The following is a 24,453-nucleotide window of genomic DNA, read 5'->3' on the forward strand; positions in this document are numbered from 1 at the left end:
AATTTGCGAAGGCTGGCCATATCGGGTTTAACCAGGAAGTTTCTCGGGCTTAATGGGGAAAATCAGCCAAGCAACTCGGGTTTAGAGGGGAAGATGCTCGGGTTTACTTAGGAAGTTCCTCGGGCTTAACCGGGACGCACGGCCCACATCTATAGAAGATAATAGATAAAAAAATAGAAGACCGTTGACAGCGGCTTTGCCTTTGGCAAGCCGCATCTACTCTGCGCGCCCACCTCGCAGCTTCCGCGGCGCCACCGCCGCGGACCTCTTGGAATCCAGACCTCGCAACTTCAAAAAACCAGCCGCTGAGAATATCGAATAAACCTCAATAAATACCGCTTGTCAGATGCTTTTTCGCTGCAACAAATTGCAGCGAAAAAAACTCGTGCCTTAAAAGCTCTAAAAAACTCACACTACATAACGTTCTGGCATTCAAAAGAGTCTCTTTTGGCCTAACACAACAACTTTTTCTATATTTTTTGCATAAATTTGGTGCCCAAACCCGAGAATTTTCTAACCATACTTAAAAAAACTCTTGTCTGCAAGCCCTTGCCAACTCTTGTTGTTTACGGGATTGGTTGAGCGTGGATGGCAGTGCTGCGATTGCGCTGCAAAAACACCGTTCGAATGCCTGACAAGCGGGCGGCTTAAAAGCCCTTTCGTCAGCAGAGAATGGGTCCACTTTCAAAGCCAAACCTAGGAGAAAAACATGGCAGCCATCGTAGAACGACCACGCAAGAACAAGTGCAGCACTTGGCAAGCAACAGTCCGAGTCAAGGACCACCCGTCAGTGAGCAGGACATTTGCATCTCGAGAGGATGCCGCTCAATTCGCCGAGAGCGTGGAGAGCAAGCTGAAAGAACTTGTGCTGAAAGAGGCGAAGAAGAGAGCGCGACTTCAACCAAAGCAAGCATCGCTTGAAAACCTGCTTGACGAGCGCTTAGTCGACATCCTGACAGCCTACCGAGACAGCAACGACGCCACTGAGAGGCAGAAAAAAAATCTACCGACAATCATAAAGGTTGTCGGCAGCGCCTCGCTTCGCGAGATTAATTCATCTTGGAACAAAAAGTATGTCGAGCGGATGCGAGTAAGAAAAACAAGGGTTGGTAGAACCTTCTCATACGGGACAATTTCTATTCACTTGCAGATTATGGCTCTAGCTTGCAGGTGGAGGGCCGACAGCTTGAACATCCCAGCTCCCGTGCTTCAATTTTCAAAAAAACACTTCCCAAAGCATTGGGAGAACAAGCGATCACGAAGGCTTTCTGAAGATGAGCAAAAGCGACTCGAGGCAACGCTTGAAAGCCATAATGCGCCATCAAAAAACCAATGGCTCATTTTAATGCGATTAGCATTGGAAACAGGCGCTCGCCTTCAAGAACTGGTTCTGGCGGAATGGGCAGAGTTCGATCTGAACAGGAAATTGTGGACCATTCCTGCGGTCAAAACGAAGTGCAACAAAGAACGCGCTGTGCCGCTGTCGACCTTGGCAATGGAATATATGAGAGAACTGCTGAACGAGGCAGTTATGGGAAATCCTCGCATATTCCATCGGCTGGGCCAGCCTCTCAGTGTCTCTGCAGCATTTCACAAATTCGTGAATAAGACCGGGCTGATCGACTTTAGATTCCACGATCTTCGCCACGAAGCTATTAGCCGCATGGTGCTTTACAAGCGCAAGCTTTCGATTTTTGAAATCATGACAATTGTTGGGCACAGCAAGCTCTCAATGCTCATGCGATATGCCAATCTCAGGGGCGACGAGCTAGCAGATCGAATGGACTAACTTCCCGCAGCGGGCGGTTAGATGACCGCCCTTTTATTCGATTGCCTGGACGATAAATGCACACTTGCAAATGCCAAGGGGAAGGAGACAGGTTTTGCTTTCAATCACAAAAATAAATTCTTCATCAAATCAAGCAAAAAAGGGGCATAGCGCAAAAGGCTACCTGCATTACTTAGGAGGTCCTATGGACACGACGCGCCAGCGAGGAGACTTTGACGACTATGCTCGGGGACCTGATGGGGACTTGGGGCCTCCGCCATTCTGGACTGGTGGCGGCGCCGCGCTGCTCGGGCTTTTTGACCATGCCGAGCGCGAGCATGTAGAGCGCTTGGCGAAGGGATTTCATCCACTATCAGGCGAGGCCTTGGTCAAAGGTGCCGGCGACAATCATGTCATGGGGCTCGACATGACCTTCTCCGCTGTCAAGGATGTCTCGGCGATCTTTGCCGGCGCAGACAAAGCCACGCGCGATGCGCTCATCGCTTGCTTGCAGGACTCGGCAAAAAGCGCTCTAGCCCATGTGGAAAGCAACTCAATCACCAGGCATGGCCAAGGCGGCAGGATAAAGCAGCAGGCGGGCGCCACGATCTCAGCCTGCTATACGCATTTCAGCAGCCGCGCCGGCGAACCCCAGTTGCATATCCATGGCTTCTTCTTCAACTTGGCCAAGCGCAAAAACAGCAAGGAATGGAGCGCCCTGGAACACCGCGCCCAGTTTGAGGCAAAGATTGCAACGGGCATTCTCTTTCGCGTCGAGCTAGCGAGCCGGCTGCGGGGCCTTGGCTTCGACGTGGAGCCAGCCGGCCCTTACTTTACGATTCGCGGAATCGACCAAGGACAACGGGATGCCTTGTCGACGCGCTCAAAGCAAATTGCAGAATATATGCGTGAATGCGGCATGCTTGAGGCGGATGGAGCCGTCGCGCGGGAAATTGCCGCCCTCAACACCCGCTCCGCCAAGGCCGAGCCTTCGCTGCCAGATCTTCTTCAAAGCTTCAAGGAAATGGCCGCAAAGCTGGGCTTGACGCCAGAAGCCGTCGCCTCGATGCGGACCGGCCGCGACAAGACTGTGCATCCAGACATTGAAACACCTTTTGAAATTGATCGCGATGCAGTGTTGGCCGAGCTTTTGGAGAGCCAATCGTGCGCGACCGCCCAAGATGCCCTCGCCCTCATCTGCGAAAAGGCAATGGGCCACTGGAACGCGGAGGAATGTCTGGCGGAGCTTGAAAAGTTCCTGGCTCACTCCAATGTCGTTCAACTTGGCCGCACCGAGCATCTCACCGAGATCTTCACGTCGAAGGCCACCCTGGATCTTGAAGCCTCGATCAGCGCCGCGGTGGAGCGGCTCTCCCTGGATCGAGCGCACCGTGTCGCCCGCTCCGTCGTTGGCCATGAGTTCGACCGCTTGGAACAGGAGCTCAAAGCCAAGCTGGGAGTCGGCGTCTCCTTGGACCAACAGCGCGCCGCGGCCATGCACATCGCCTGCGACACCGGCCGGCATGCATTCGTTGAGGGTTGGGCGGGAACAGGCAAAACGACCCTGCTGAAGGCCCTGGGCGTCGCCTATGCAGCTGCGGGGTTCAACGTCTCAGGCTGCTGCCAGTCGGCTGCGGCAAGCTTGAACTTGGCGCGAGAGGCGGACATACCTTCGCGCACGATCGCCAGCATGCTCTTGTCGCTTCAAAAGGGCAGAATGAAACTCGATTCCAAGAGCATCTTGATCCTCGACGAGGCTGGCATGGTCGGCTCCCGCGAATTTGGCCTTTTGCAAGCGGAGGCCATCAAGGCCGGCGCGAAGCTGGTTTCGGTCGGCGACGCAAAGCAGCTGCAGCCCATCGACGCGGGCGGTATCTTTCGAGCGCTTGCCAGCCGTCACGGCAAGGCCGAAATCTCAAACATTCAGCGACAACGGACCGACTTCTCTCCCCTGCTCGCATGGCTGGATGCTCGCGGGAGCCTGTCGAAGATTCAAGTCCAAGCTTTGCGCGAGACGCCGGAGGAGGCGCGGCTGCAAGCGCTCGAATCGATTTGCGCGGGCGACGCAAAGCTGGCGCGGGCATTTGAAAAATGGAGGGACCGCTACGATTTCGCATGGATGCGCAAGGCCGTGGAGCTCTTCGCAATGGGCGAGGCACGCGCCGGCTTGAAAATGCTTGACGAGCGCGGGAGGCTTAAGCTGGTCTCGGGCCACTCCGCCACCGTTGCCCAATTGATCGAGGCGTGGGACCAAGACAAGGCGGCCTTGCCGCAGAAGGCGATTATCGCCGGCACGCGGGCAGAGGTTGCGGAACTCAATGCCATGGCCCGGGCCGCTCTTGTCGAAAGGGGCATAGTTCGCGATGCGGATGGAATTGAGGCCGAGATCATCCACCGCGACGACACCACCGACATCAAGCGCTTCGCGCCTGGCGACCGCATCGTCTTCACCAAAAATGACAGGTCGCTGGGCGTGTCCAATGGCGTGGCGGCCACCGTTGTGGTCATTGAACGCGCTGCGGCCGGCGCCATGCTTGTGGTGGAGCTCGACGAGCCAAACGAGCGACAAGAAAAGATCGTTCGCATCCCCGCATCGTTTGGGCGTTTTGACCATGCCTTTTGTTTGACGAACCACAAGAGCCAGGGCCGCACGTTCGAATCGGCGTATGTATTGGTAAATCCTCGAATGGCCGATCGCGAATGGAGCTATGTCGCGGCCAGCCGCTCCCGCTTCGCGACCACCCTTTATGCAAACCTTGGAGCCTTGGGTGCTGTCGATCCGGAATCCCATCAGCATCAGGACGGCGCGCTGAGCGAGCGGGGAAAAGCATTGGATGCCCTGGCCTTTGGCATGAGCCGCAGCCGAGCCAAGGGCACCACGCTCGATTACGAGGCTCCCATTGTAAAACCAGTGAATTCGCGCGCGTCTTCGCCAAGATGGGCGACATCGTTTCAAAAGCTTATCGCGACGGCGATCGGACGAGTTCGTTCAGGCGCCCGACTTTTCGGCCTCACTGCCAACGGCAACGCTAAGGCCAGCGCAGGGCTTGGCTCCAGGACCAATGTCGGCGCCATCTCGCCAGCGACATGCTCTGTCCGCTTCTCTCCGTTGCCCACTTGCCTGCCCTCTTCTTCCAAAGATTTAGCTATGTCTTCCACCACTGATTTGCCGGGCTCGCCGCAGCGAAAAGTTCAACACAAAAAGCCGCCGGCTACCCGGCTTGGCGAGCACGAATTAGGGCTGAGCCGATAGAGATTTTACTTGTGGGGGTAAGAGCGAGACGACTGAAATGAACGAAATGACTGCCAGGAGCACGACTATGGATAGCGTGAACGCTGAGGATGATGCATTGAACGAAAGGAGCTCGGCGAACCATGCGGAGCATATGACAGATATGAATTTGCCTATGAAATCCGGAAAGCCTGGCAAGCCAAGTCTGTGGGAAAGTCGGGGCGTCTATTTTCAACTGAATCCAAAACGAAAAGCGCGGCTTCGTGAAATTGCCCGCTCAAGGGGAATCGAGGATTCGCCGCTCAAAGCGCTGGCAGCATACATTGACGAGGCGCAGGACGGCCCGCGCGGATCACCAGTTCCTACGGAGTTCGACACTGCCGGCTACATCGACGACCTTCGATCCATGCTTTGCAGTCGCCTCGATGGGCTGGAGCAATCCATGGATCAGATTCATCAGATGGTAAAAGAAGGCGCCCTCGAAGAAGGCGTCAACAAGAACATGAACATGGGGCCGCCCCTAGCTGGGCCTATCAAAGAAAATATGATTTCATATGAGCCGCCATCACTGCTTGCTTGGCTAGACGCGCCCATTGAGGACGGAGGCCTAGCGGTGTATAGCCTGGCACTGCTGCAAGCCCGTTGGATGGCCACCAAAGCGGATGCCCGGGAACTTGGCAAGATTGCCTTCGAGCTCATTGTCGAGGCGTTGCATGTCGATGGCTGTGCCGTCGACGACAGCTACGAGATGAGAGTGCTCTTGGCAAACATGGACCCGCAGTCGCCACTAGCAACCAGCATCGCTCAGTCCCTTTTTCATCCAATTCATCTTGCCTGCAAAAAGAATTCCAGCGGGGGGTGGCATGTCGCCACATTCCAAGAAAAAAACTCAATCGCACTTGGCCAGCAACTCGCTTGGCATGGCAGCTAGCATCAATGCCAAAGGGGCCTTGCCATCTATTCCAGGAGGCTAGGCGACCTTTGCGAAGCGACTCTCTTTATCGAAGGACCACTAGGGAAATACGTGATTCCGTCATGTCCTGCTACTCGGCATCCAAGGCCGCCTGAAGTGCCTCGATGTTCTCGCCCTCCGCAAATATCACTGACCAAACAGCTACGTCGCGCATATCGCCTGGCGTCGAGTCAATATAACGCTCCACAGCAGATACGCCGGCCGACCAGACTACAGAGCAACGATGCTCCATCAAAATTGCATCTACGCGAGGACGCTGAGCGGCTGAAATAATCAAATGGCCGTTTTGAACGACCAGTCGTCCTCCAGTTAAATCGTCGATCATGCGCTTCCTTAATTGCCCCAGACAAACGAAGCCAAATATGCTTAACGGGCGCTGCTGGTTCGCCTCAGCGCGCATATGAAAAGCATATACCAACGGTGCGTCAGGTGTATAAAAAATGGAGCTTTCGAATTCACTCGACAGCTCCACTTTTCCATCGCTGTTTTCAATTCCATAGATTCGCTGGCAAGCATCTACAAGGGGGTCTCATCCTCCATGACGACTCATCCGATATGCGCACCCTTCTCCTGTTATTTACGAGTGCGTATGGCGTTAGTTAAGCTTTTCAGGTTCCACTCAACCCCAGCTTTCGCTTAACCTCTTTTCCAAGTTCGGTCTTTTGAAACGAGGGGTTTTCCTCTGCTTGATTTAAGATTTCTTCTCGGTAGTCCTGCAACCGCTCCTCATCCGTCATTCCGAGCTTCTTCCCATATTTTTTTGCAAGTAACTTGAAAGTGGCATCGGAATGCATCCACTCCCGAATGATGTTCTCTCTTTCAGTGACCAAGCGTGTTTTTTCCGCCAACAGCGCTTCTTTCTGAGCGAGCTGAGCTTCGCTTTTTTCTAGGCGAATTTTCATTTCCGCCATGGCCGACCTGTCTAAGCTCCGTGCCGCCTGCGCTTTATTGGCAGCTATGACTGCGTCCGTCTTCGCTTGATTGGCAGCAATAGTTGCTCGCATCGCCGCCGCCCGCGCAAATCCTGCATCTTGGTTGGCTTTACGGCTTGACTCATGGACGTAGGTCGAGTGAGCTTGGTCTGACATATTCACCTCTTGGTTAGCTTTACTAAATGGTGAGCAACGGGCGCTCATCACTATGATCATCATTATAAATTTGGTTCTATTCGGACTAGACGCTAGCAATCAGGTCCATCGATACTTCCTCTACCTGGCCGGACCAGAAGGTTCAGCGCGGGGCGCCGCACTATCGTGTTGGCTCCAATCGTTCAAAAACATCTCCGAACGCCTGATGCGCATCACAGTTTGGCTACCGGGCCAAACCTTGAAAAAGACCTATATTGAGCATGGGACGGCTCGCAATGCTCTGCGTAGACGCCCCTTCCTGCTTTTACGCTTTTATCAGAACTTAGCATTCGTGAGATTAACGAACCACAGCCGCGCATCCCCATCAATTGGTCCCTGATAGGACATCTTGACGAACATGGACGAAATAAGATAATCGGCGTTCGAATAAAACGTATTGTCTTCGCCAGTTGATTGCGGCAATAGCTGGCGCGGAATCCGTGGCCCTGCTGTCCTGAGCTGCTGAGATGAATAGATCGATGGCGACATAATTCCTCGATAAGCGCGCATGGCACCAAGGGACAGATGTCTGTCGTCCGACTTGAGATCCACACTGCAAATCACAACGCCATCAACTTTCTGAGATTTCTTCTCAGAGCTCCATATCAGCGCACTAAATTTAATGCATTCCAACGGGCGTGTTTGATTCATTGATTGCGTGTATCGGGTGCCAGAATGCTCCCTTGAACCCAGCGTCTCGGAATAGTCATCAATGTGAATGCTTACGCGTGGCCAGAAATTTCCAAAGCTCTCCAGCGGGTAGCGCTCAAACAGCTTGTAGAGCGGAGTGCTCTCTATCGACTTCCCGGCCCAACGAGGATCTGTCGGGTGCGGCCCGTCGATGAGAATTCTTACTCCATTGATAAACCTCGGAGTGCCCTCTCCGGCAGCGATCACGGGCGCCGTTGGCTGGCTGGTTGGACCGTTGCCCGTTGCAGAGGTCGGCACCGTTCCGTTGAGCATCGCGCCCACCGTGTTGATCGCTTGCTGAAGCTGGACATTCGAACCTCCCTGCATGCCCGGGTTGGCGCATGCGGACAGCAGAAATGGGACGAGCGCAATGAGCGGCGCCGATAAAATTTTTCGCATCATAATTCCTATACAGTTAAATAAAACACATCAATGCAGTGATAGCCCTACGGTTGGGCGCGATCGCAGTGCAAGGCGCGCGCTTCGCGCTGCACCTTGACGCAGGCCATTGCTATCGGGCAAGGATTTCGATTCGATCGATCCACGTTGTGATTTGCGCCTTCGAATAGCCCACCATGAGTTGGAAGCGGCGCTTGCGAAGCTGAGAGCGCTCAAACTCGTCATCCTTCACGACGATTCCCAATGCAAAGGTGGGCGGGAGGCCGTCGATTTTTGCGGGAATTTCGTCCAAGCTTGCATTCGCGCTAGCATCTTTGAGAGACCCCATCCATACGTCACTGCCCAACTGGATTACAGCTTGTCCGCTCTTATCAGCGGCTATTGTCCAAGCCAGAGAGCCATCGCCGTATAAGCCAATTTCTGACAGCGCATCTACAAGGCAAGCTAGCTTTTTAATTTCCTCCACCCGGTCCATGCTGATGTCGCGTTGAGCTGTCCATGCAGCGCGCGCTTTGAGCATGCTTTCAATCTGCGCGTCCTGACGCTCGGCCACATAGGCCACTCCTCTGGCAAAGCTCATTGGATTTATCTTTTTATCGATCGGTGCCCAATGGCGATAAAAGTCGCTCACAAGAACAGGCCCGACTTTATTAAACGAAGCTGCAAAATGCGCTTTGGTTTCACATATTCGAAACATGCCGCCGCTGCCTTTCCGAATAAGCTCATCCCCTCGCCACGTCACGGTGATTGGCTCTCCAATCACGAACTCAAGCGGAAATACAAAAAAATAGATGTTAGTGCTGTTTTCTTCGACTGAGCAGGCCATGTCAGAAAACCGGAAGGTTTGATCAAATCGCGGCTCGAACGGATTATCAAGCCTGGTCGCTCTAACGTTGTCAACGTGGGATATCAACCGCGCTTCATCGCGCTCGAAATTGATCATCAGGTCGAATTGAGAACAGGAATATGTCCACTCCACCCCGTTCTCGTCGCCAGTGGCGACGCCAGCCTTGTCCGCAGACATGAGCGCAGCTTCACGCCGAGCAGCAGCCTTGCGGCGGCTGAGAGACGTCAAATTCCAGATCCAGAACAAAATGACGACGACAGGCCCAACCAGAGGGTCGAACCAAATCGCTATGATTGATCCGAGGACCTTGAGCCAAAAATTCGTTAGTCGAATCGGCGCACCATTTGTAGAGATAGACATTCCTATACCTTTTATTTATTTTTTGTTATTTATAAGCAATTTCTACTTGCATCGTTACATGCAGAAAAAGGCCTGCCATGCCGCTAAATTCAATGGACGGCGCCGCTATCCATACAGCGACCTAGTCCCGAGCGCTTTCAGCGCCGAATGGCTAGCTTTGGCCTCTCGCTGTCACTGGGCTGACAACTTGGACGTCTCACACGTCTCATCCATTAGTCACATGGAACTTCCCCCCAACTCATTGCGTTGCGGAAAGCTTTGCGCCCAACGCATAGTAAACCATTTTAGTTGAATTTCAACCTTTTAAGTCCTTCAAACAAATAAGCCTAGTAGCCACCATTCGGGTTGAACCATCACAAGGACGCCCCATGGAATCTCAACGACTCAAAAAAATTTCCCAAACAGTGGGAGCCGCGATCGCAAGCCACAGGGTCCGAGTCGGCCTCACTCAAGAGGATGTTGCCGAGCGCCTGGGGGTCGGCAACGAAGCCATCTCCCGACTTGAACGTGGCATTGTCCTGCCATCGATTCCCCGCCTGTCTGAGCTTGCGGAGCTTTTCGATTGCCGGATGGACGAACTGCTGCTAACGGCAAGCGATCGCAAATCCGACCAGGCCGCTGCCATGGAGGCTCATCTCAGCGACCTATCATCAGAGGACCGGGAATTTGTCGTCAATCAAGCGCGCGCCACTGCTGACTACCTGCGCGACAAAGCAAACGCAGCTCTCCGTTAGCCAATCCTTCCCACCACATTCCCTCAACGGGACAGCAAGCGAAAAATGCAAAGGAATTTTGAGAAAAATTGCATAGATTCACTTGCTGTCGGCTAAGCAATGCATTGCTTTCAAACAGACAGAAAAATAACGCAGTGACTCCCGGAAAGATTGAATCTATGCGACATCAGTTGAATGATTGAAGATATTCGCCATCTTGACTATGGCGAGGCGAGACGGGGACGGGGACGGGGACGGGGACGGGGACGGCTTTGAGTTGAGGTGATTTTCCGCTGCGCCTCCAACTTTCGAGTTAGGACGCCGGATGGAAATACGCAGGAGGAGGTGTAGGGAGGTATAAAGTGAAAAAGCTCTTAGAACCGAGCACGCCAACGCACAGTGTGACGGCGCGGGCGGCTGTGGGCTTGGACTTGCCGCTTACAGAGATTTTGGCTTCAAATGATTTTAGTCAATGTAGCATTTGCTCAAGATGGATTTTGGCCAAGCCGCATTAATTTGCGTATGAGACTCGGCGGCATTCCGGATGAGCTTTGAAATGCCCTGGTCATGTGCGCCAGATCGGAAAAACCCTCATCACACGCAATCATCGTAAGGCTGTCACTGGAGGAGAGTCGATGCGATGCGCGAATCAAACGGGACGCTTGCCGAAGCGCTTCTGCAGTGATATTCGCTTCCCTCAGTCGCCGCTCCAACGTCCGTTGATGGCAACCTAGCTCGCGGGCAACGCTCGCGATAGGAAGATGGCCCCCGCTTTCGAACACCAAAGCCACCTCTGCGGCGGCCGAACCGTCGATCCCCAGTATGGCGGCAGTGGTGGTCAAGCTCCGCCTCTCCGCTCCGTCCGGCAGTTGAGCATTGCGCCGCGTGGTTCTCATCATAGTTTCGACAATCGCCAAGGTGCCTTGGCGACAGCTATCAGGATCGTCTCCATGAGCCATCAGGGCTCCAGCTGCGCCGTTGCCGTTGCCAGCGGCATTGCGAGAACTGTTGCGTGAGCCGCTATTGAGCCGGCGCGCGTAGCCATTTGCGCCCAAGCTGGTCTGCACTCCCAGCTTCGCCGACTGGTTATAGGCGTTGAACGCGACAAGCACATCCGCTTCTCGCTGGAACGACGAGAGAAGCAAATAGCCAGGATTGATGTCGGTGGCGAGGAAGTCATTGACCATACGCTCAACGACGCCTGCGCCGGCTCCCTCTGCGGTCCTAGCCCGGCCGGCAGCATGGTAGCGCTGATACGGCAAGTGCCCATTGATGACATGCGAGACAGCCGAGACAAACCTGTTCATCGGCGTCCAGCCGGCCCTTCCCTCAAGAGCATTTACTACAACGTGATATGCAAGTGAGTTCGGCATTTCTCGATTCCTAGTATGACGTTTTGGCAATTCTTCGGCAGGCCGAGGGGGCAGATAGAAAAGCAGCGATTGTCTGTAAACGAAAAAGGCTGCGAACGTCGCAGCCACGGGAGCAAAAGTGTGTCTAAGCTAGGCGCACATGAAAACAGTCGACAAATTCTCGGTTGCTGACTTGGAGCTATGCACTGAAATACTTCTGGGCTTCCAGCAGCATATCTTCGCCTAGTTAAGTTTCCATGATACAACGTTATCTAGAAGAGAACGTCTTTTTAGAAGTTTTTTTGTTCTATGCACTGCTAGGTCTAATGGCCTGCGCTTGAAATATGCGCAACGAAGATAGGCCGCTTCATTGATGACATGAAAACTCCAGGATGTGCATCGCTAGCCATCAATGGAAAAGTTTATCTCGGTAGCTTGAACCGCAGCCTCGACGCGCTGAATGTCGACAGACAGAATATCTGTGATCCGCTTGGCGAACGATCGATGCTCTGCCAAATTGCTCCAAGTCCTTGCCGCCGCGTCGATCACAGGAAGCCAGGTGATCTCGAAAATGCCAAGCCACCCGATCACTCTCTCGATGGAGGCATGCTCGACCATTCCAAGCACATTGCTTTGGTCATCAATCCAAAACGCCTCCACTTGGCTCATATCAGCGATGCTTGTGAATAATTGGCCCTTGCGGATCGCGGCCGCCAGTGTGGAGGTGACTTTATTGTTTCGCTGCCAGGCAAGAAGGTCAGCCTTTTCGTAAAAGCATTTTTGATTCGCTCCTCCGCCCTTGGCGCCTGCCTGGATATATGAAGGCCCCGTTCCTTTAACGCGCATAGATTCGAGCGCGCTCACTGAGCTGCGAAGAAAAATTGCCGCCTCACTGGTCGTCAAAGCCACAGTGTCGGGAAGTCGATGCAGTCGTTCGAGCACGTCCAACTGAGCGAGAATTTGATTCGATAACCCCATGAAATGTCGGCCTTCTTACACTTTAGTAATTGAAATAGTAGCATTATTTCCATACTCAAAGCAGACCAAACCAACAAGGCCGAAAGATTACTTATTTTTGGAGTTATGAATATATCACTAAGACGGCATGGCGCGACTATTCGTTAGCCGCACCATTTTCATCCTAGCACTATAAGTTTTGCGGGCTTGGGCTAGTCAACATTGTTCCCATAGTCTTGCTTGCCACATGGGCCGTAATTATTCTCGAGGTCTTTTCCGACTTCCTCAATCAGGCTTAACGGGAAGCGATCATCAAAGTTCTCGTTCAGCGCCCAGACCAAATCCTCGTCAGGCCGATCAAACCCATTTTCGGCTTCTCTGTCAAAGGATGCAAAATCAACAAGGGGCGTGAACCTATCCTTGACCCAAGCCGTCATTTCTTCGATAGCTTCGTCTTTGTCATACGAGGGAAAGATAGGTGGCAAATACTCGGCAAGCTTAGGATGTTGATACAGGTCATCGCGGAATTTCCCAAGCTGCGTATTGTCCATTTTTTGGACGGCTTTGCTCAACAATGACCAGTTGTTATAGCCAAGAGCAACTGCGATCATATCCAAAGTTTCTGCTTGGCTGAGTGCCGCGTTTTCACGCCGCCCTTGCTTGGCAACGAACTTGAGTTTTTTAAAAATAAATTCCGGGGAACAGATACCCATAGCAGTAGCTCCACAACGCGTAATAAACGGCCCAACCCGCAGTTCCGAAGCGTTGAAAAGGTGCCTAGGATATTTGTAAATTGATATGCAGTTGCTAAACGCTTCGCTAAGCGGGTTTGCCGGCCTACTGCAAGGCACGCGAGAATTATAGCAAGTTTTCCCGTCCTCATAAAGATCAACTCAGACCGGACCAATAAGGGCAGGCACCTCAAAAGATGCGGATATGGCATGGAACGGGCCTTCCGCGAAAATGTCGCTTCTGCTAGCGGGTCGTGGCGCTACGCATCGGCCTGCACCACCTTGCGCGGCCTGCCTGTGCGCGGCTTCGGTGGTTTGCAAACATGGGGCTCAGGGGCCGGCAACATGGGCCAGTCCGCCGGCTTCAAAGCGTTGTAGATATTTGGGGCAGTGGCCAAGATCGCCTGCTCAATTTTCGCCATCCACTCCCGGAGCACGATCCATTCGGCCCGGGTGTAGATTTCTGTCACATTTGCATGTGAATGGTTGAAGAACGCGCTCTTGATCACGTCGGGCACGCTGATTGAGGTCATGAGCGCGCCGAACGAGCGCCGCAAATCATGGTTTGTCAGCCGCTCGATGCCAGCCTCCGCGATAACGGCGGAGCGAAGCTCGTCGGGATTCGTGTAATAGCCTGTTTTCGAGAACTTGCTTCGCGCGGGGAATACGAAATTTCTCGATTTAGTCCCGAAGCCCCTTTTTAGAACTTCCTGCGCCGCGGCCGCCTCGCGCAGCTTCAGTAGGTTCAACGCCATGGGAGTGATCGGAAGGCGATGATTTTTGTTGCCCTTGGTTTTGTAGAAGAAGACATGCGGGCCGTATTCATCATCTTCGAGGGCGACATGGCTGGTGGTCTTGCGGACATCCTTGGAAACCAACGCCCCCCACTGACATTTTGCATGCTCGGAGCGGCGGCATCCCCAAAGCAGCATCAGGATGAGATAGTGTATTCCCGTCCCGTTGTCGTTGGAAAGTCCCTTGCTCCAAGCCGCCTCCAAGAATGGCCCCAGCGTCTTGGAAGGCGACAAGGGATTGCGCTTTGAACCTTCGGCGTAGAGAGCCTCCTTTTGGGCGCGGGTTTGATACATGCTGTCCAAGACCAGCACCGTGAAAGGATTCGCCCTGAGCTGCGGCTCACGATTGGCGCTCGCAGCATTGAGGGCCTCCGTCCCGATATGCCATGCCACCGCCGCAGCAGCCCAACGGAACGCCTGCTCGTTGGCTACTGGATGGATATCTCGGCCCTCCAAGAACTTCGTCTTGATTTCCTCGGGAGCGATGTCGCGGAGCTTTCGCCCAAGCCAGCCCCATTTTTCATATTTTCTGACGCCTCGGTCAATCGCCCGCAAAGTCTCCGCCGATGCAGGCCTCACCGTTCGGGTCTTCACATGCTCGCGATACATGGCAAATGCGCCGCCCAAAGTGAGCTCAGCAGCAGAAATCTTGCGCGCTTCGGCATTCGGGTTTTTCCCGTTTGCAAGCATCTCCAATGCCATTGCCGCAGCTTTGCTTCGGGCCAAGACCAATGGCCCCTTGCCGCCCTCAACCATAAAATCGGCAACATTGCCGACCGTGGGCATGATCGATTTTCCGTGGATCTTGCGGCGAATGATGAAAGTTTTCTTCTTGGCGATCCGCACTCCAAAGCCGGGCGGAGCCTCTTGGCTCGCATCGTAGACTATGTAATCCTTTCCGCCGGGATTCGCCTCGAATATCAAGGCGCCATCGCCATCAATGCCCACAGGCTTTTTGTCAATGCTCAGCCGCTTGATAAGCGGCATCGTTAGTTCGACTTTCATCTTGTTCCGTTCAGGAAAATGGAGCGCCGCCCACGCATTCACGGGGACTGTGCAATGACTTTAACGTATAATCCGCTGTCCACGTCCAAACCCCTAAGGGGACCGAATAACATAGTCAAGTCATTGTTTTATAAGATAATTGTATATTTCAATGCTTGCTGGGGGACTGGATCTAATTATATCTTCAATTTCCGTGCTTCAGTTCCCAATGCGCTCCCTAATTTGGAGCGGAACTTGATGGCACTTTGGGGAATACTAAGCCAAACAAAGGATCTAGAATTTTGCCTAAGCTGTTGAATAAAGAAGAAAAACAAGAAAAATCGAAGGCGTCCAAATGAACGCAACTTCAATGCAGAAGCTCACGCCGATGATGCAACAATACATGGGCATCAAGGACAATCACCCGACGATGCTGGTGTTCTACCGCATGGGCGACTTTTACGAGCTGTTTTTTGAGGATGCGGAAAAAGCCGCGCGCTTGCTGGGCATTACGCTGACGGCGCGCGGCGCGGCCAGCGGCAATCCGATCAAGATGTGCGGCGTGCCGTTTCATTCGCTCGACGGCTACCTGGCCAAGCTGGTCAAGCTGGGCGAGTCGGTGGCCATTTGCGAGCAGATCGGCGACCCGGCCACAAGCAAGGGGCCGGTCGAGCGCAAGGTGATGCGGGTGGTTACGCCGGGCACGCTGACGGACGCCGACTTGCTGCCGGAAAAAGCCGAGCGGCCGCTGCTGGCCCTGTGCAGCATCACGCAGCGCAAGACGGTGACCACCGGCCTGGCCTGGCTGTCGCTGGCCAGCGGCGCGCTCAAACTGATGGAGTTTTCGGGCAGCAGCGAAACGGTGGCCTTGCGTCTGCAGCAGGAGCTGGAACGCATCGTGCCGGCCGAGATCCTCAGCGGCGACCAGGGCGCGCTGTTTGAAGACCATCCGACGACCCATGTCAACCGCGTGCCGGACTGGCATTTCGACGTGGCCGCTGGCCACAAGGCACTGCTCGATCAATTGGGCGTGGCGACACTGACCGGTTTCGGTGCCGATGGCCTGGGCGCCGCGTTCGGCGCGGCCGGCGCGCTGCTGCGCTATGCACAGTCGACGCAGGGGCGCGGCCTGCAGCATGTACGCTCCTTGACCACGGAAACGGAAAGCGAATTTATCGGCCTGGACGCCGCGACCCGGCGTAACCTGGAACTGACGGAAACCATTCGCGGGCAGGAATCCCCGACCCTGTTCTCGCTGCTCGACCATTGCCGCACCGCCATGGGTTCGCGCATGCTGCGCCATTGGCTGCACCATGCGCGGCGCGAGCAGGGCGTGGCGCGCGCGCGCCACCAGGCAATTGCCGCGCTGATGCACAGCGAAGCGGCGGCGCCACTGGCCGCCACCCTGTCGCAAGTGCCTGATATTGAACGCATCACCACCCGCATCGCGCTGCTGTCGGCGCGTCCGCGCGACCTGGCGGCGCTGCGCGATGGCCTGCTGCAGTTGCCCGCCTTGCGTGAACGGGTTACCCACTGCTACGGCGGCGAACCGTGCGACGGTTTGCTGGCCGACATCCATGCAGCACTGGCCACGCCGCAAGCTTGCCTCGACCTGCTGGTGCGCGCGGTGGCGCCGGAGCCGGCCGCGATGGTGCGCGACGGCGGCGTGTTTGCGCGCGGCTTTGACGCAGAACTGGATGAATTGCGCGCGCTGTCGGAAAACGCCGGCCAGTTCCTGGTCGAGCTGGAAACACGTGAGCGGATCCGCACGGGGATTGCCAACCTGCGCGTGGAATACAACAAGGTGCACGGCTTTTATATCGAGGTCACGCACGGCCAGACCGACAAGGTGCCGGACGACTACCGCCGCCGCCAGACCCTGAAAAACGCCGAGCGCTATATCACGCCGGAACTGAAGGTGTTCGAAGACAAGGCCCTGTCGGCGCAAGACAAAGCGCTGGTGCGCGAGAAGCTGCTGTACGACATCCTGCTGGCCGACCTGGCGCCGCATATCGGCACCCTGCAGACCATCGCCCAGGGCCTGGCCCAGCTCGACACCCTGAACGCGCTGACCGAGCACGCGCAGCAGCACAACTGGGCCGCGCCGCAACTGGTCCAGGAGCCGTGCATCAATATCGTCGAAGGCCGCCACCCGGTGGTGGAAAAGCAGATTGAGCGCTTTATCGCCAACGACTGCCGCTTCGTCAATGAACGCCGCTTGCTGCTGATCACCGGCCCGAACATGGGTGGTAAATCGACCTTTATGCGCCAGGTGGCATTGATCACCCTGCTTGCCTATGTGGGCAGCTATGTGCCGGCCGCTTCCGCCACCATCGGCCCGATCGACCGCATCTTTACGCGCATCGGCGCCACCGATGACCTGGCCGGCGGGCGTTCGACCTTCATGGTGGAAATGACGGAATCGGCGGCCATCCTGAACGGCGCCACCGAACACTCGCTGGTACTGATGGATGAAGTCGGCCGTGGCACCTCCACTTTTGACGGCCTGGCGCTGGCGTGGGCCATCGCACGCCACCTGATCGATACCAGCCGCAGCTTTACCCTGTTCGCGACGCACTATTTTGAACTGACGCAATTGCCTGACAGCCATCCGAGCGCGGCCAATGTGCATCTGTCGGCCGTCGAGCACAAGGACAGCATCGTTTTCCTGCACGCCGTGCAGCCAGGTCCGGCCTCGCAAAGCTATGGCTTGCAGGTAGCCCAGCTGGCCGGCGTGCCGCAGCCGGTGATCAAGGCCGCGCGCAAGCACCTGGCGCGCCTCGAAGCGCAGGCGCTCGACGCTACGCCGCAACGCGACCTGTTTGCCGCGCCGGCCTCCGATCCATATGCCGAGCAGGAAGAGGAAACGGCGCCACCGGCAGCCCTGAGCGAAGCGCAGCAAGCGTTGCTGGACGCGATTGACGGGCTCGATCCCGATGCCTTGACCCCGCGCGACGCGCTCGAGCAGCTGTATCAGTTGAAACGGCTGGCTGCCGCATGAGCTTGAAGCGTCGCATCGAGTACCCGCCCCGGCTGGCCGCTGGCTTGCTGGTCGCCTGCGCCTGCGCCTGGCTTGCGCCGGCACTGGCCAACGCTGGAAATCCCGGCTTTGAATTTGCCGTATTGAGCCACTCCTTCCAGGCCGGCCCCGATGACGGGCCGTTGAAAAAAGCGATCGCCGGCGCCAGCGCCTTCAATGCCTCGTTCGTGGTGGCGACCGGCATCAAGGCCACCAGCGAAGCCTGTAGCGACAAGCTGTACGGCCAGCGCAAGGACTTGTTCGAGTCCAGTACTTCACCTCTCATCGTTTCGCTGTCGGCCAGCGACTGGGCCGGCTGCCGCAATTCGCGCGGACGCGGCAACGCCATCGAACGGCTTAACCGCTTGCGCGATGTGTATTTTGGCGACAACCAGAGCCTGGGGCAGCGCAAGCTGAACCTGTCGCGCCTGTCATCGACGGCGAAGTTTCGCAGCTATGCGGAAAACTCGCACTGGGAAGTCGGTGGCGTGCTGTTTGCCACCGTCAACCTGCCTGCCAATAACAATCACTACCTGCCCGAGGCCGGCCGCAACAGCGAATTCGAAGACCGGCTGGTGGCCAACCGCGCCTGGCTGCAGCGCCTGTTCGCGATTGCGCAAGGCAAGAAGCTCGACGGCCTGGTGCTGTTTTCCGACGGCGACGTCGGCGTGCTCGATGAAGAAGAGAGTTCGCTGTTGCCCAGCTTTAACTCGAAGCAGGATGGCTTTGCCAGCCCGCGCAAGCAGATCGGCCTGCTCGCAAAGAAATTCGGCGGCAAGGTGTTACTGGTCGATACGCAGAAAGAGCGTGACAGCAAAGGCAAGCGAACGCGCCAGGGCGACACGCCGGCCATCCACTGGAAAGACAATGTGGGCCATGTCAGCGTCGACAGCGACTGGGTGGCGATTGCGGTACGCACCGGCAAGACGCCGCTGTTTGAAGTGCGCGAGCGCGCCACCAGGCCTGCACTGCCGCGCCGTTAATCAGAAATACTGCTTTACAACCAGCGTCACGACGCCTGAGCAAACCGTAGCGAGCGGCAGTGATTTGTGGCCGAGAAGCGCAACCGTACTTCAGTACGGTGAGCATCGCCGACCGCAAAGCGCGCCGCGCAGCAGGTTTGGTCAGGTGTTATCGATTAGTGAATTGGATGGCTACGGAAGTGATCGCCTTCGCCACCTTCGTCGCCTTCATCACCATCTTCGTCGTCATGACCGTGGCCATGTGCCCCGTGCACGTGACCGTGGGCGATTTCTTCGTCGGTGGCTTCACGTACGTCGACCACGTTCAGTTCAAAACGCAGCGCGATGCCGGCCAGCGGATGGTTGCCATCGAGCACGACTTTGTCGTCGGCGATATCGGTGACGGTGAAGATCATCGCTTCCTCGTCCGGCGAATCGCTTTCCGGCATGCCTTCGAACTGCATGCCCACTTCCAGCGGCTCAGGCAGGCGGTTGCGTGGCTCGACCTTGACCAGCGCCGGGTCGTACTCACCGAAAGCATCATCCGGTTCGATCTGGATCGTGTTGGAATAGCCAACTTCCTTGCCGTCGAGCTCTTCTTCGATCTTCGGCAGGGTGTTTTCATAATCACCGTGCAGATAGACCATCGGCTGGCGACCATCTTCGATCAGATTGTCTTGCGCGTCTGACAGTTTGTAGTTGACAGTCACGACCGTATTTTTGGCAATCTTCATTATGCTTCCTTTCATTGTATAAGCTGCCAAATTATACCTTTCCGCCGCCAACGACAGGCGCCTTCCTGCATTTGCGGTTGTTATAATGGGCGCATGAAAAAATTAACCCTCCTCGGCGACATCACGCCGGCGCAATTTTTGCGCGACTACTGGCATAAAAAACCGCTGCTGATCCGCCAGGCCGTGCCTGGCTTCAAGCCCCTGCTGGACTTCAAGGCCCTGGCCGAACTGGCCAAGCTCGACCATGTCGAGTCGCGCCTGGTCAGCCAGGCGGGCGGCCACTGGACCATGCAGCAAGGCCCGCTGGCCAGCCTGCCTTCCCTGAAACAGAAGCAATGGTCCTTGCTGGTGCAAGGCGCCAACCTGCACAGCGCCGACGCCGACGCCCTGCTGCGCCAGTTCCGCTTCCTGCCCGACGCGCGCCTAGACGACCTGATGGTCAGCTTCGCCACCGACGGCGGCGGCGTGGGTCCACATTTCGATTCCTATGACGTGTTCCTGCTGCAAGGCCAGGGCAAGCGCCACTGGCGCATCGGCGCGCAGCAGGACCTGAGCCTGATCGACGGCCTGCCGCTGAAAATCCTCAGCAACTTCACGCCCGACGAAGAATTCACGCTGGAACCAGGCGACATGCTGTACCTGCCACCGCACTACGCGCACGACGGCGTGGCCATCGGCGACTGCCAGACCTATTCGATCGGCTTCCGCTCGCCGTCGTTCCAGGAACTGGGCGAAGCGTTCCTGCAATTCATGGCCGATTCGATCGACCTGCCCGGCATCTACAGCGACCCCGACCTGAAAGCGACCAGCAAGCCGGCGGAAATCCCGCGCGACATGCTCAGCGTGATCACCGAAGAGATGAACAAGGTGCGTTTCACGGAAGAAGACGTCACCATTTTCCTCGGCGAACACCTGTCCGAACCGAAGCACAATGTATTCTTCACACCACTGGCCAAGCCGCTGACTGTGGGACGCTTCACACAAGCGGCACACAAAAAAGGTGTAGTGTTGTCACGCAAGACGCTAATGCTGTATCGTGGCAAGAATGTCTTCATCAACGGCGAGTCGTTCGCGATTGGCCGTGCCGATAAAACGGCGCTGGAGACGCTGGCCAATGACCGCGCGCTTGATGGTGCGGCCGTGGCCCTGGCATCCGATGACGTGATGGAAGCGCTGTACACCTGGTATCAGGATGGCTGGCTTGAACTGGCCTGAATGAGGCGCAACGCAGCAGATGTGGTGGAACACAGGCAAAAATGAAGAGTCTGTGCTGGCGCAAAGAAAGATGAGGTTTTAATATCGTTTTGACGCGCTTTCGCAAAACTCTTACACTTGCTTGCAATTTGCCTTAGCAAATATTGCGATATCACAAAATAGTTGCGAATTTGCCTCTTGCTCCTATTGCGACGCACCAAAAATCGCTATAATATTCGGTTAGGAAGTTTCCGTTGTCTGGCAGGCACCTCCTGGTACGAAAAGCCTTCGAAGACGACCTAACGAGCGATAATTACCGGTAATTATTCATCGCAACAATATTGATTTATTTTTTGAAATAATTAAGGAAAACAAATGAAAAAATCCCTGCTGATCGCCTCCCTGATGGTTGTTGCTCTGGCTGCTTGCAGCAAAAAAGAAGAAGCTCCTGCACCAGCACCAGTAGTTGAAACCCCAGCACCAGCACCAGTAGTTGAAGCTGCTCCAGCACCAGCTGCTGACGCTGCTGCTTCGGCTGCTACGGATGCTGCTGCTGCTGCTTCGAGCGCCGCTTCGGCTGCTTCGGACGCTGCTGCTGCCGCTTCGTCGGCTGCATCGGCTGCTAAGTAATTAGCACCCCGTAGTGAAAAAGCCGGCCTTCGGGCCGGTTTTTTTACGTCTGTCGCCTTGTCTTGAGCAACAACAGGCAATAAAAAAGCTGGCACCGTTTCCGGGCCAGCTGCCTTGCGGCGGGTTCGCACCCACCGCCCTGCGGTCCTTGCTTTAGGATTACTTCAACTGGTCGTTCAGCAAACCCAGGATCTTCTCGGCTACTGGCGAGACATCGGGCTGGCCTTCGTTCGTCAGGATGCTGACGGTGCTGGCAGAACCGGTGGCGGCAGCCTTGACCAGCACGCGGTAGCGCTGCGCGCCCTTGTCCTTGTCGTCCGACGAGCCCCAGCTGAACAGTTTCGAGAAGAAGCCATCTTTCTTGACGACGTCCGGATCGACGTAGCGCACAAAGTACGTGCCCTGCGTACGGTCGCGGTCTTCGACGGTAAAGCCGACGCGGTCCAGCGCCAGGCCGACACGGCGCCAGGCACGGTCAAAACCTTCGTCGACTTCGATCGCACGCGCCGGCGTGGCGACATTGCCGACCAGCTTCGCATGCTGTGGCTGCACAATCGCGGCGTCGACTGCGGTACGGGCTTGCGCTTCATCGCCGGCTGCGCCCAGGCGCGTCATCAGACGGGCCAGGAATTGTGCTTCCAGGCCAGGATCGTTAGGGCGTGCGGTCCAGGTGGTGCTTTCCTTGTCACGGCCGGTAATCACCTCTTCCACGCCACGGTGGCTGATGTAGATCTCGGTCGAACCGTCGGCCAGGCGTTCCACGCGGGTGCGGTATTTGTCTTTTTCGCCGCTCGAATACAGGCCGTCGAAGACCTTGCCGATGGTGCTGCGAATGATATCTTGCGGAATCTTGGCGCGATTTTCATTCCACTCGGTTTCCATGATGCCGGCTGTCGGCTGGTCGAGGGCGATGGTAAAGCCCGAGTCTTCCCAGAATTGCTTCAGTTGCGGCCACAGCACTTCAGGCGACTGCTTGACGACCAGCCAGCGCTGGTTGCCCGCGCGTTCGACCTTGACGGCGCCGGCCGTAACCGGTACCACGCCGACCACGCCATCGGCGCCAACCACGGTCGGCGTAGCGGCGCCGGCATTGCGCTGGGCATTGTAGCCGGAGGCGGTCGCCACGCCATTCTTGGCATCAGGCAGGGAATAGCGGTTGTCTTGCTGCAGTTGCGTCAGGTCGGGCGGCACGTCGAGGGAACTGGCTTTCTTGACCGCCTTGTAGTCGACCTTGTCGCCGCCGACTACCGAACTGATCATGCCGCAGCCGGCGAGACTGGCCGCGACGGCGCCTATGACGAGGCCACGCATGGCAATGGTGGCTGGCGCCGGGGTGGTTTTCTTGCTATTAGTCATGTCGTTACTGGATAAGAAGCTAAGTGGCAGCTGAAATCAGGGAAGGTCCGGACTGTACGAGTCCGGGCTCAGGATAAGACGCCAGCGTCGCGCAAGGCATCGCGCACGGTGGCATGGTACTGATCGGCCAGCGGCACCAGCGGCAAGCGTAAGCCGGCAGGCATCAGGCCCATTTCCGCCAGCGCCCATTTGACGGGCACCGGATTCGGTTCGACAAACAATTTCTGATGCAGGGGAAAGACCTTGTTATTGATGGCAATCGCCGTGGCGCGGTCGCCGGCCATGGCGGCAACGCACATCTCGTGCATGGCGCGCGGGGCAACGTTGGCCGTCACTGAAATATTGCCGTGGCCACCGCACAGCATCAACGCCATGGCGGTCGGATCATCGCCCGAATAGACGGCAAAATCGGCGGGTACCAGGCGCAGCAGGTCAATGCCACGGCCCACATTGCCAGTTGCATCTTTCACGCCAACGATATTACGGATCGCGGCCAGGCGCACGATGGTCTCGTTGCTCATGTCGGCGACGGTACGGCCCGGCACGTTGTACAGGATCACGGGAATATCGACGGCCTCGGCGATGGCCTTGAAGTGCTGGTACATCCCTTCCTGGGTAGGACGGTTGTAGTAAGGCACAACTTGCAGGACAGCATCGGCACCCGCATCTTTCGCGTAACGCGTCAGCTTGATGGCTTCCGCCGTGGAATTGCCGCCAGCGCCGGCGATGACAGGAATGCGGCCATTGGCATGCTCGACGGTCAGCTTGATCAGCTCGCAATGCTCTTCCACGCTGACGGTTGCCGATTCGCCGGTCGTGCCGACGATAACGATGCTGTCTGTACCCTCGGCAATATGCCAGTCGATCAGCTTGCGCAGGCCTGGAATGTCCAGACTGCCGTCAGCGTGCATCGGGGTGACGATTGCTACAATGCTACCCTTGATCATAGTAAGTTTATAGCGCCGATAAATAAAACAACGATTGTAGCGGATAGCCCGCGCCTGTGGTGCATTCTGCGAGCGGAATGCCGCTCAAAACGCTGGCAACAAGGCTGCCAGCCGTGGAAAATCAGGCCTTACGGCGCAAATTCGTTGCACCAGAGCAGCTTTCGGCTGCTCCACGCGGCCTTCTTCAAACGCCACCACGCGCAAGCCCTGCTGCAAGGCCAAAGCCAGCAATTCGCCTTCCTTCAGCAGGAACTTCGGGTTCGATGGCTTGCCAAACTCTTCATTGCCGTCGGCAAAGGTTTCGTATACCAGCACGCCATCGGGCGCCAGGCTGGCGATCATGGCATCAAACAGCGGGCGGTGCAGGTAGTTGGTGACGACAATGCCGGCAAAGCGGTCGGCCGCAAAGGGCCATATGGCGCCAGGCGCCTCCAAGTCGACCAGCGAGGTGGTGATGCCGGCGCCAAACGCCTTTTCCAGCATTTCCGGGTCATGGTCGAGCGCGATTACCGGATGACCGAGGCTGACCAAGTGGCGTGCGTGGCGCCCGCCGCCGCAAGCCAGGTCCAGTACTTCCCCACCCGGCAGCAGCGGCGCCCAGCGGCGTACCCAGCCGGAGATGCTCTCGGCATTATTTTTTTGTTCAGTTGCTTGCATCGAAATATCCATCAGTTGCTTGTTCTA

At 56.2% G+C, this 24,453-nt stretch carries 20 protein-coding genes; 8 read left to right on the forward strand and 12 right to left on the reverse strand.

The features are described 5' to 3' along the window. Positions 1–709 precede the first annotated feature (709 nt). The 3 genes from ACQ4WM_RS05665 (at position 710) to ACQ4WM_RS05675 (ending at position 5,931) form a co-directional block, all read left to right on the forward strand. Entirely contained in the window at positions 710–1,789 is a 1,080-nt protein-coding gene (locus ACQ4WM_RS05665) for a site-specific integrase (RefSeq protein WP_436545706.1), read from the forward strand. Between the two features lie 70 nt (positions 1,790–1,859). Continuing rightward, positions 1,860–5,021 (forward strand): MobF family relaxase, encoded by a 3,162-nt coding sequence (gene mobF, locus ACQ4WM_RS05670; RefSeq protein ID WP_436546204.1) that lies wholly within the window; start codon positions 1,860–1,862, stop codon positions 5,019–5,021. 67 nt (positions 5,022–5,088) lie between these two features. Then, on the forward strand, positions 5,089–5,931 hold the full coding sequence (locus tag ACQ4WM_RS05675; protein ID WP_436545707.1) for a hypothetical protein: 843 nt from the start codon (positions 5,089–5,091) through the stop codon (positions 5,929–5,931). Positions 5,932–6,043: 112 nt separating this feature from the next. Here the strand turns inward: ACQ4WM_RS05675 and ACQ4WM_RS05680 are convergent, their stop codons facing one another. The 4 genes from ACQ4WM_RS05680 to ACQ4WM_RS05695 form a co-directional block, all read right to left on the reverse strand. Beyond that, positions 6,044–6,298, reverse strand: coding sequence for a hypothetical protein (locus tag ACQ4WM_RS05680; protein WP_436545708.1), 255 nt, complete (start codon positions 6,296–6,298; stop codon positions 6,044–6,046). Positions 6,299–6,581: 283 nt separating this feature from the next. Further along, positions 6,582–7,061, reverse strand: a complete 480-nt coding sequence (locus ACQ4WM_RS05685; protein ID WP_436545709.1) for a hypothetical protein — start codon at positions 7,059–7,061, stop codon at positions 6,582–6,584. Between the two features lie 315 nt (positions 7,062–7,376). After that, positions 7,377–8,192, reverse strand: a complete 816-nt coding sequence (locus ACQ4WM_RS05690) for a hypothetical protein (RefSeq protein WP_436545710.1) — start codon at positions 8,190–8,192, stop codon at positions 7,377–7,379. A 109-nt stretch (positions 8,193–8,301) separates the two neighbouring features. Then, complete coding sequence (locus tag ACQ4WM_RS05695) at positions 8,302–9,396, reverse strand: hypothetical protein (protein ID WP_436545711.1); 1,095 nt, start codon at positions 9,394–9,396, stop codon at positions 8,302–8,304. A 368-nt stretch (positions 9,397–9,764) separates the two neighbouring features. Between ACQ4WM_RS05695 and ACQ4WM_RS05700 the strand changes: the two genes are divergently transcribed. Next, the gene (locus ACQ4WM_RS05700) at positions 9,765–10,130 is read left to right on the forward strand and encodes a helix-turn-helix domain-containing protein (protein WP_436545712.1); all 366 of its coding nucleotides are present in this window, start codon (positions 9,765–9,767) and stop codon (positions 10,128–10,130) included. 464 nt (positions 10,131–10,594) lie between these two features. Here the strand turns inward: ACQ4WM_RS05700 and ACQ4WM_RS05705 are convergent, their stop codons facing one another. The 4 genes from ACQ4WM_RS05705 to ACQ4WM_RS05720 form a co-directional block, all read right to left on the reverse strand. Continuing rightward, on the reverse strand, positions 10,595–11,296 hold the full coding sequence (locus tag ACQ4WM_RS05705) for a helix-turn-helix domain-containing protein (RefSeq protein WP_436545713.1): 702 nt from the start codon (positions 11,294–11,296) through the stop codon (positions 10,595–10,597). Positions 11,297–11,863: 567 nt separating this feature from the next. Further along, on the reverse strand, positions 11,864–12,439 hold the full coding sequence (locus tag ACQ4WM_RS05710) for a hypothetical protein (protein WP_436545714.1): 576 nt from the start codon (positions 12,437–12,439) through the stop codon (positions 11,864–11,866). A 191-nt stretch (positions 12,440–12,630) separates the two neighbouring features. Then, positions 12,631–13,131, reverse strand: a complete 501-nt coding sequence (locus ACQ4WM_RS05715; RefSeq protein ID WP_436545715.1) for a hypothetical protein — start codon at positions 13,129–13,131, stop codon at positions 12,631–12,633. 278 nt (positions 13,132–13,409) lie between these two features. Continuing rightward, on the reverse strand, positions 13,410–14,948 hold the full coding sequence (locus tag ACQ4WM_RS05720; protein WP_436545716.1) for a tyrosine-type recombinase/integrase: 1,539 nt from the start codon (positions 14,946–14,948) through the stop codon (positions 13,410–13,412). 334 nt (positions 14,949–15,282) lie between these two features. Here ACQ4WM_RS05720 and mutS point away from each other — a divergent pair, with 334 nt between their 5' ends. After that, complete coding sequence (mutS, locus tag ACQ4WM_RS05725) at positions 15,283–17,928, forward strand: DNA mismatch repair protein MutS (protein ID WP_436545717.1); 2,646 nt, start codon at positions 15,283–15,285, stop codon at positions 17,926–17,928. Beyond that, positions 17,925–18,929, forward strand: a complete 1,005-nt coding sequence (locus tag ACQ4WM_RS05730) for a hypothetical protein (protein ID WP_436545718.1) — start codon at positions 17,925–17,927, stop codon at positions 18,927–18,929. Before mutS ends, ACQ4WM_RS05730 begins: the two co-directional genes overlap by 4 nt. 155 nt (positions 18,930–19,084) lie before the next feature. Here ACQ4WM_RS05730 and ACQ4WM_RS05735 read toward each other — a convergent pair whose 3' ends face one another. Continuing rightward, positions 19,085–19,642: an FKBP-type peptidyl-prolyl cis-trans isomerase gene (locus ACQ4WM_RS05735; protein ID WP_436545719.1), complete on the reverse strand. Its 558-nt coding sequence runs from the start codon at positions 19,640–19,642 to the stop codon at positions 19,085–19,087. A gap of 93 nt (positions 19,643–19,735) precedes the next feature. Between ACQ4WM_RS05735 and ACQ4WM_RS05740 the strand changes: the two genes are divergently transcribed. Continuing rightward, on the forward strand, positions 19,736–20,857 hold the full coding sequence (locus ACQ4WM_RS05740; protein WP_436545720.1) for a JmjC domain-containing protein: 1,122 nt from the start codon (positions 19,736–19,738) through the stop codon (positions 20,855–20,857). 354 nt (positions 20,858–21,211) lie between these two features. After that, a complete protein-coding gene (locus tag ACQ4WM_RS05745; protein ID WP_308925056.1) occupies positions 21,212–21,466 on the forward strand; it encodes a hypothetical protein in 255 nt (84 codons plus the stop codon). Between the two features lie 159 nt (positions 21,467–21,625). On the opposite strand, the gene bamC is transcribed toward ACQ4WM_RS05745, so the two are convergent. The 3 genes from bamC to ACQ4WM_RS05760 all read right to left on the reverse strand — a co-directional run bounded on the left by bamC (position 21,626) and on the right by ACQ4WM_RS05760 (position 24,426). After that, positions 21,626–22,822 (reverse strand): NlpB/DapX family lipoprotein, encoded by a 1,197-nt coding sequence (gene bamC / locus ACQ4WM_RS05750; RefSeq protein ID WP_436545721.1) that lies wholly within the window; start codon positions 22,820–22,822, stop codon positions 21,626–21,628. 68 nt (positions 22,823–22,890) lie between these two features. Then, positions 22,891–23,769 carry a 4-hydroxy-tetrahydrodipicolinate synthase gene (gene dapA, locus ACQ4WM_RS05755; protein WP_436545722.1) on the reverse strand — a complete coding sequence of 293 codons (879 nt, stop codon included), beginning with the start codon at positions 23,767–23,769 and terminating at the stop codon, positions 22,891–22,893. A gap of 84 nt (positions 23,770–23,853) precedes the next feature. Continuing rightward, positions 23,854–24,426: a class I SAM-dependent methyltransferase gene (locus ACQ4WM_RS05760; protein ID WP_436545723.1), complete on the reverse strand. Its 573-nt coding sequence runs from the start codon at positions 24,424–24,426 to the stop codon at positions 23,854–23,856. Positions 24,427–24,453 lie beyond the last annotated feature (27 nt).

Origin of the sequence: Janthinobacterium longum, from assembly GCF_051380735.1 — a bacterium.
Lineage (GTDB): Bacteria > Pseudomonadota > Gammaproteobacteria > Burkholderiales > Burkholderiaceae_D > Janthinobacterium.

Bases quoted from the DNA above. Each gene is read 5' to 3' on its own strand.
- dapA (WP_436545722.1), bottom strand. From the start codon at position 23,769: ATGATCAAGGGTAGCATTGTAGCAATCGTCACCCCGATGCACGCTGAC.
- ACQ4WM_RS05705 (WP_436545713.1), bottom strand. From the start codon at position 11,296: ATGGTCAATGACTTCCTCGCCACCGACATCAATCCTGGCTATTTGCTT.
- ACQ4WM_RS05745 (WP_308925056.1), top strand. From the start codon at position 21,212: ATGAAAAAATCCCTGCTGATCGCCTCCCTGATGGTTGTTGCTCTGGCT.
- ACQ4WM_RS05735 (WP_436545719.1), bottom strand. From the start codon at position 19,642: ATGAAGATTGCCAAAAATACGGTCGTGACTGTCAACTACAAACTGTCA.
- ACQ4WM_RS05710 (WP_436545714.1), bottom strand. From the start codon at position 12,439: ATGGGGTTATCGAATCAAATTCTCGCTCAGTTGGACGTGCTCGAACGA.
- mobF (WP_436546204.1), top strand. From the start codon at position 1,860: ATGCCAAGGGGAAGGAGACAGGTTTTGCTTTCAATCACAAAAATAAAT.
- ACQ4WM_RS05695 (WP_436545711.1), bottom strand. From the start codon at position 9,396: ATGTCTATCTCTACAAATGGTGCGCCGATTCGACTAACGAATTTTTGG.
- ACQ4WM_RS05690 (WP_436545710.1), bottom strand. From the start codon at position 8,192: ATGATGCGAAAAATTTTATCGGCGCCGCTCATTGCGCTCGTCCCATTT.
- ACQ4WM_RS05700 (WP_436545712.1), top strand. From the start codon at position 9,765: ATGGAATCTCAACGACTCAAAAAAATTTCCCAAACAGTGGGAGCCGCG.
- bamC (WP_436545721.1), bottom strand. From the start codon at position 22,822: ATGACTAATAGCAAGAAAACCACCCCGGCGCCAGCCACCATTGCCATG.
- mutS (WP_436545717.1), top strand. From the start codon at position 15,283: ATGAACGCAACTTCAATGCAGAAGCTCACGCCGATGATGCAACAATAC.
- ACQ4WM_RS05680 (WP_436545708.1), bottom strand. From the start codon at position 6,298: ATGATCGACGATTTAACTGGAGGACGACTGGTCGTTCAAAACGGCCAT.
- ACQ4WM_RS05665 (WP_436545706.1), top strand. From the start codon at position 710: ATGGCAGCCATCGTAGAACGACCACGCAAGAACAAGTGCAGCACTTGG.
- ACQ4WM_RS05720 (WP_436545716.1), bottom strand. From the start codon at position 14,948: ATGAAAGTCGAACTAACGATGCCGCTTATCAAGCGGCTGAGCATTGAC.
- ACQ4WM_RS05730 (WP_436545718.1), top strand. From the start codon at position 17,925: ATGAGCTTGAAGCGTCGCATCGAGTACCCGCCCCGGCTGGCCGCTGGC.
- ACQ4WM_RS05740 (WP_436545720.1), top strand. From the start codon at position 19,736: ATGAAAAAATTAACCCTCCTCGGCGACATCACGCCGGCGCAATTTTTG.
- ACQ4WM_RS05760 (WP_436545723.1), bottom strand. From the start codon at position 24,426: ATGCAAGCAACTGAACAAAAAAATAATGCCGAGAGCATCTCCGGCTGG.
- ACQ4WM_RS05675 (WP_436545707.1), top strand. From the start codon at position 5,089: ATGGATAGCGTGAACGCTGAGGATGATGCATTGAACGAAAGGAGCTCG.
- ACQ4WM_RS05685 (WP_436545709.1), bottom strand. From the start codon at position 7,061: ATGTCAGACCAAGCTCACTCGACCTACGTCCATGAGTCAAGCCGTAAA.
- ACQ4WM_RS05715 (WP_436545715.1), bottom strand. From the start codon at position 13,131: ATGGGTATCTGTTCCCCGGAATTTATTTTTAAAAAACTCAAGTTCGTT.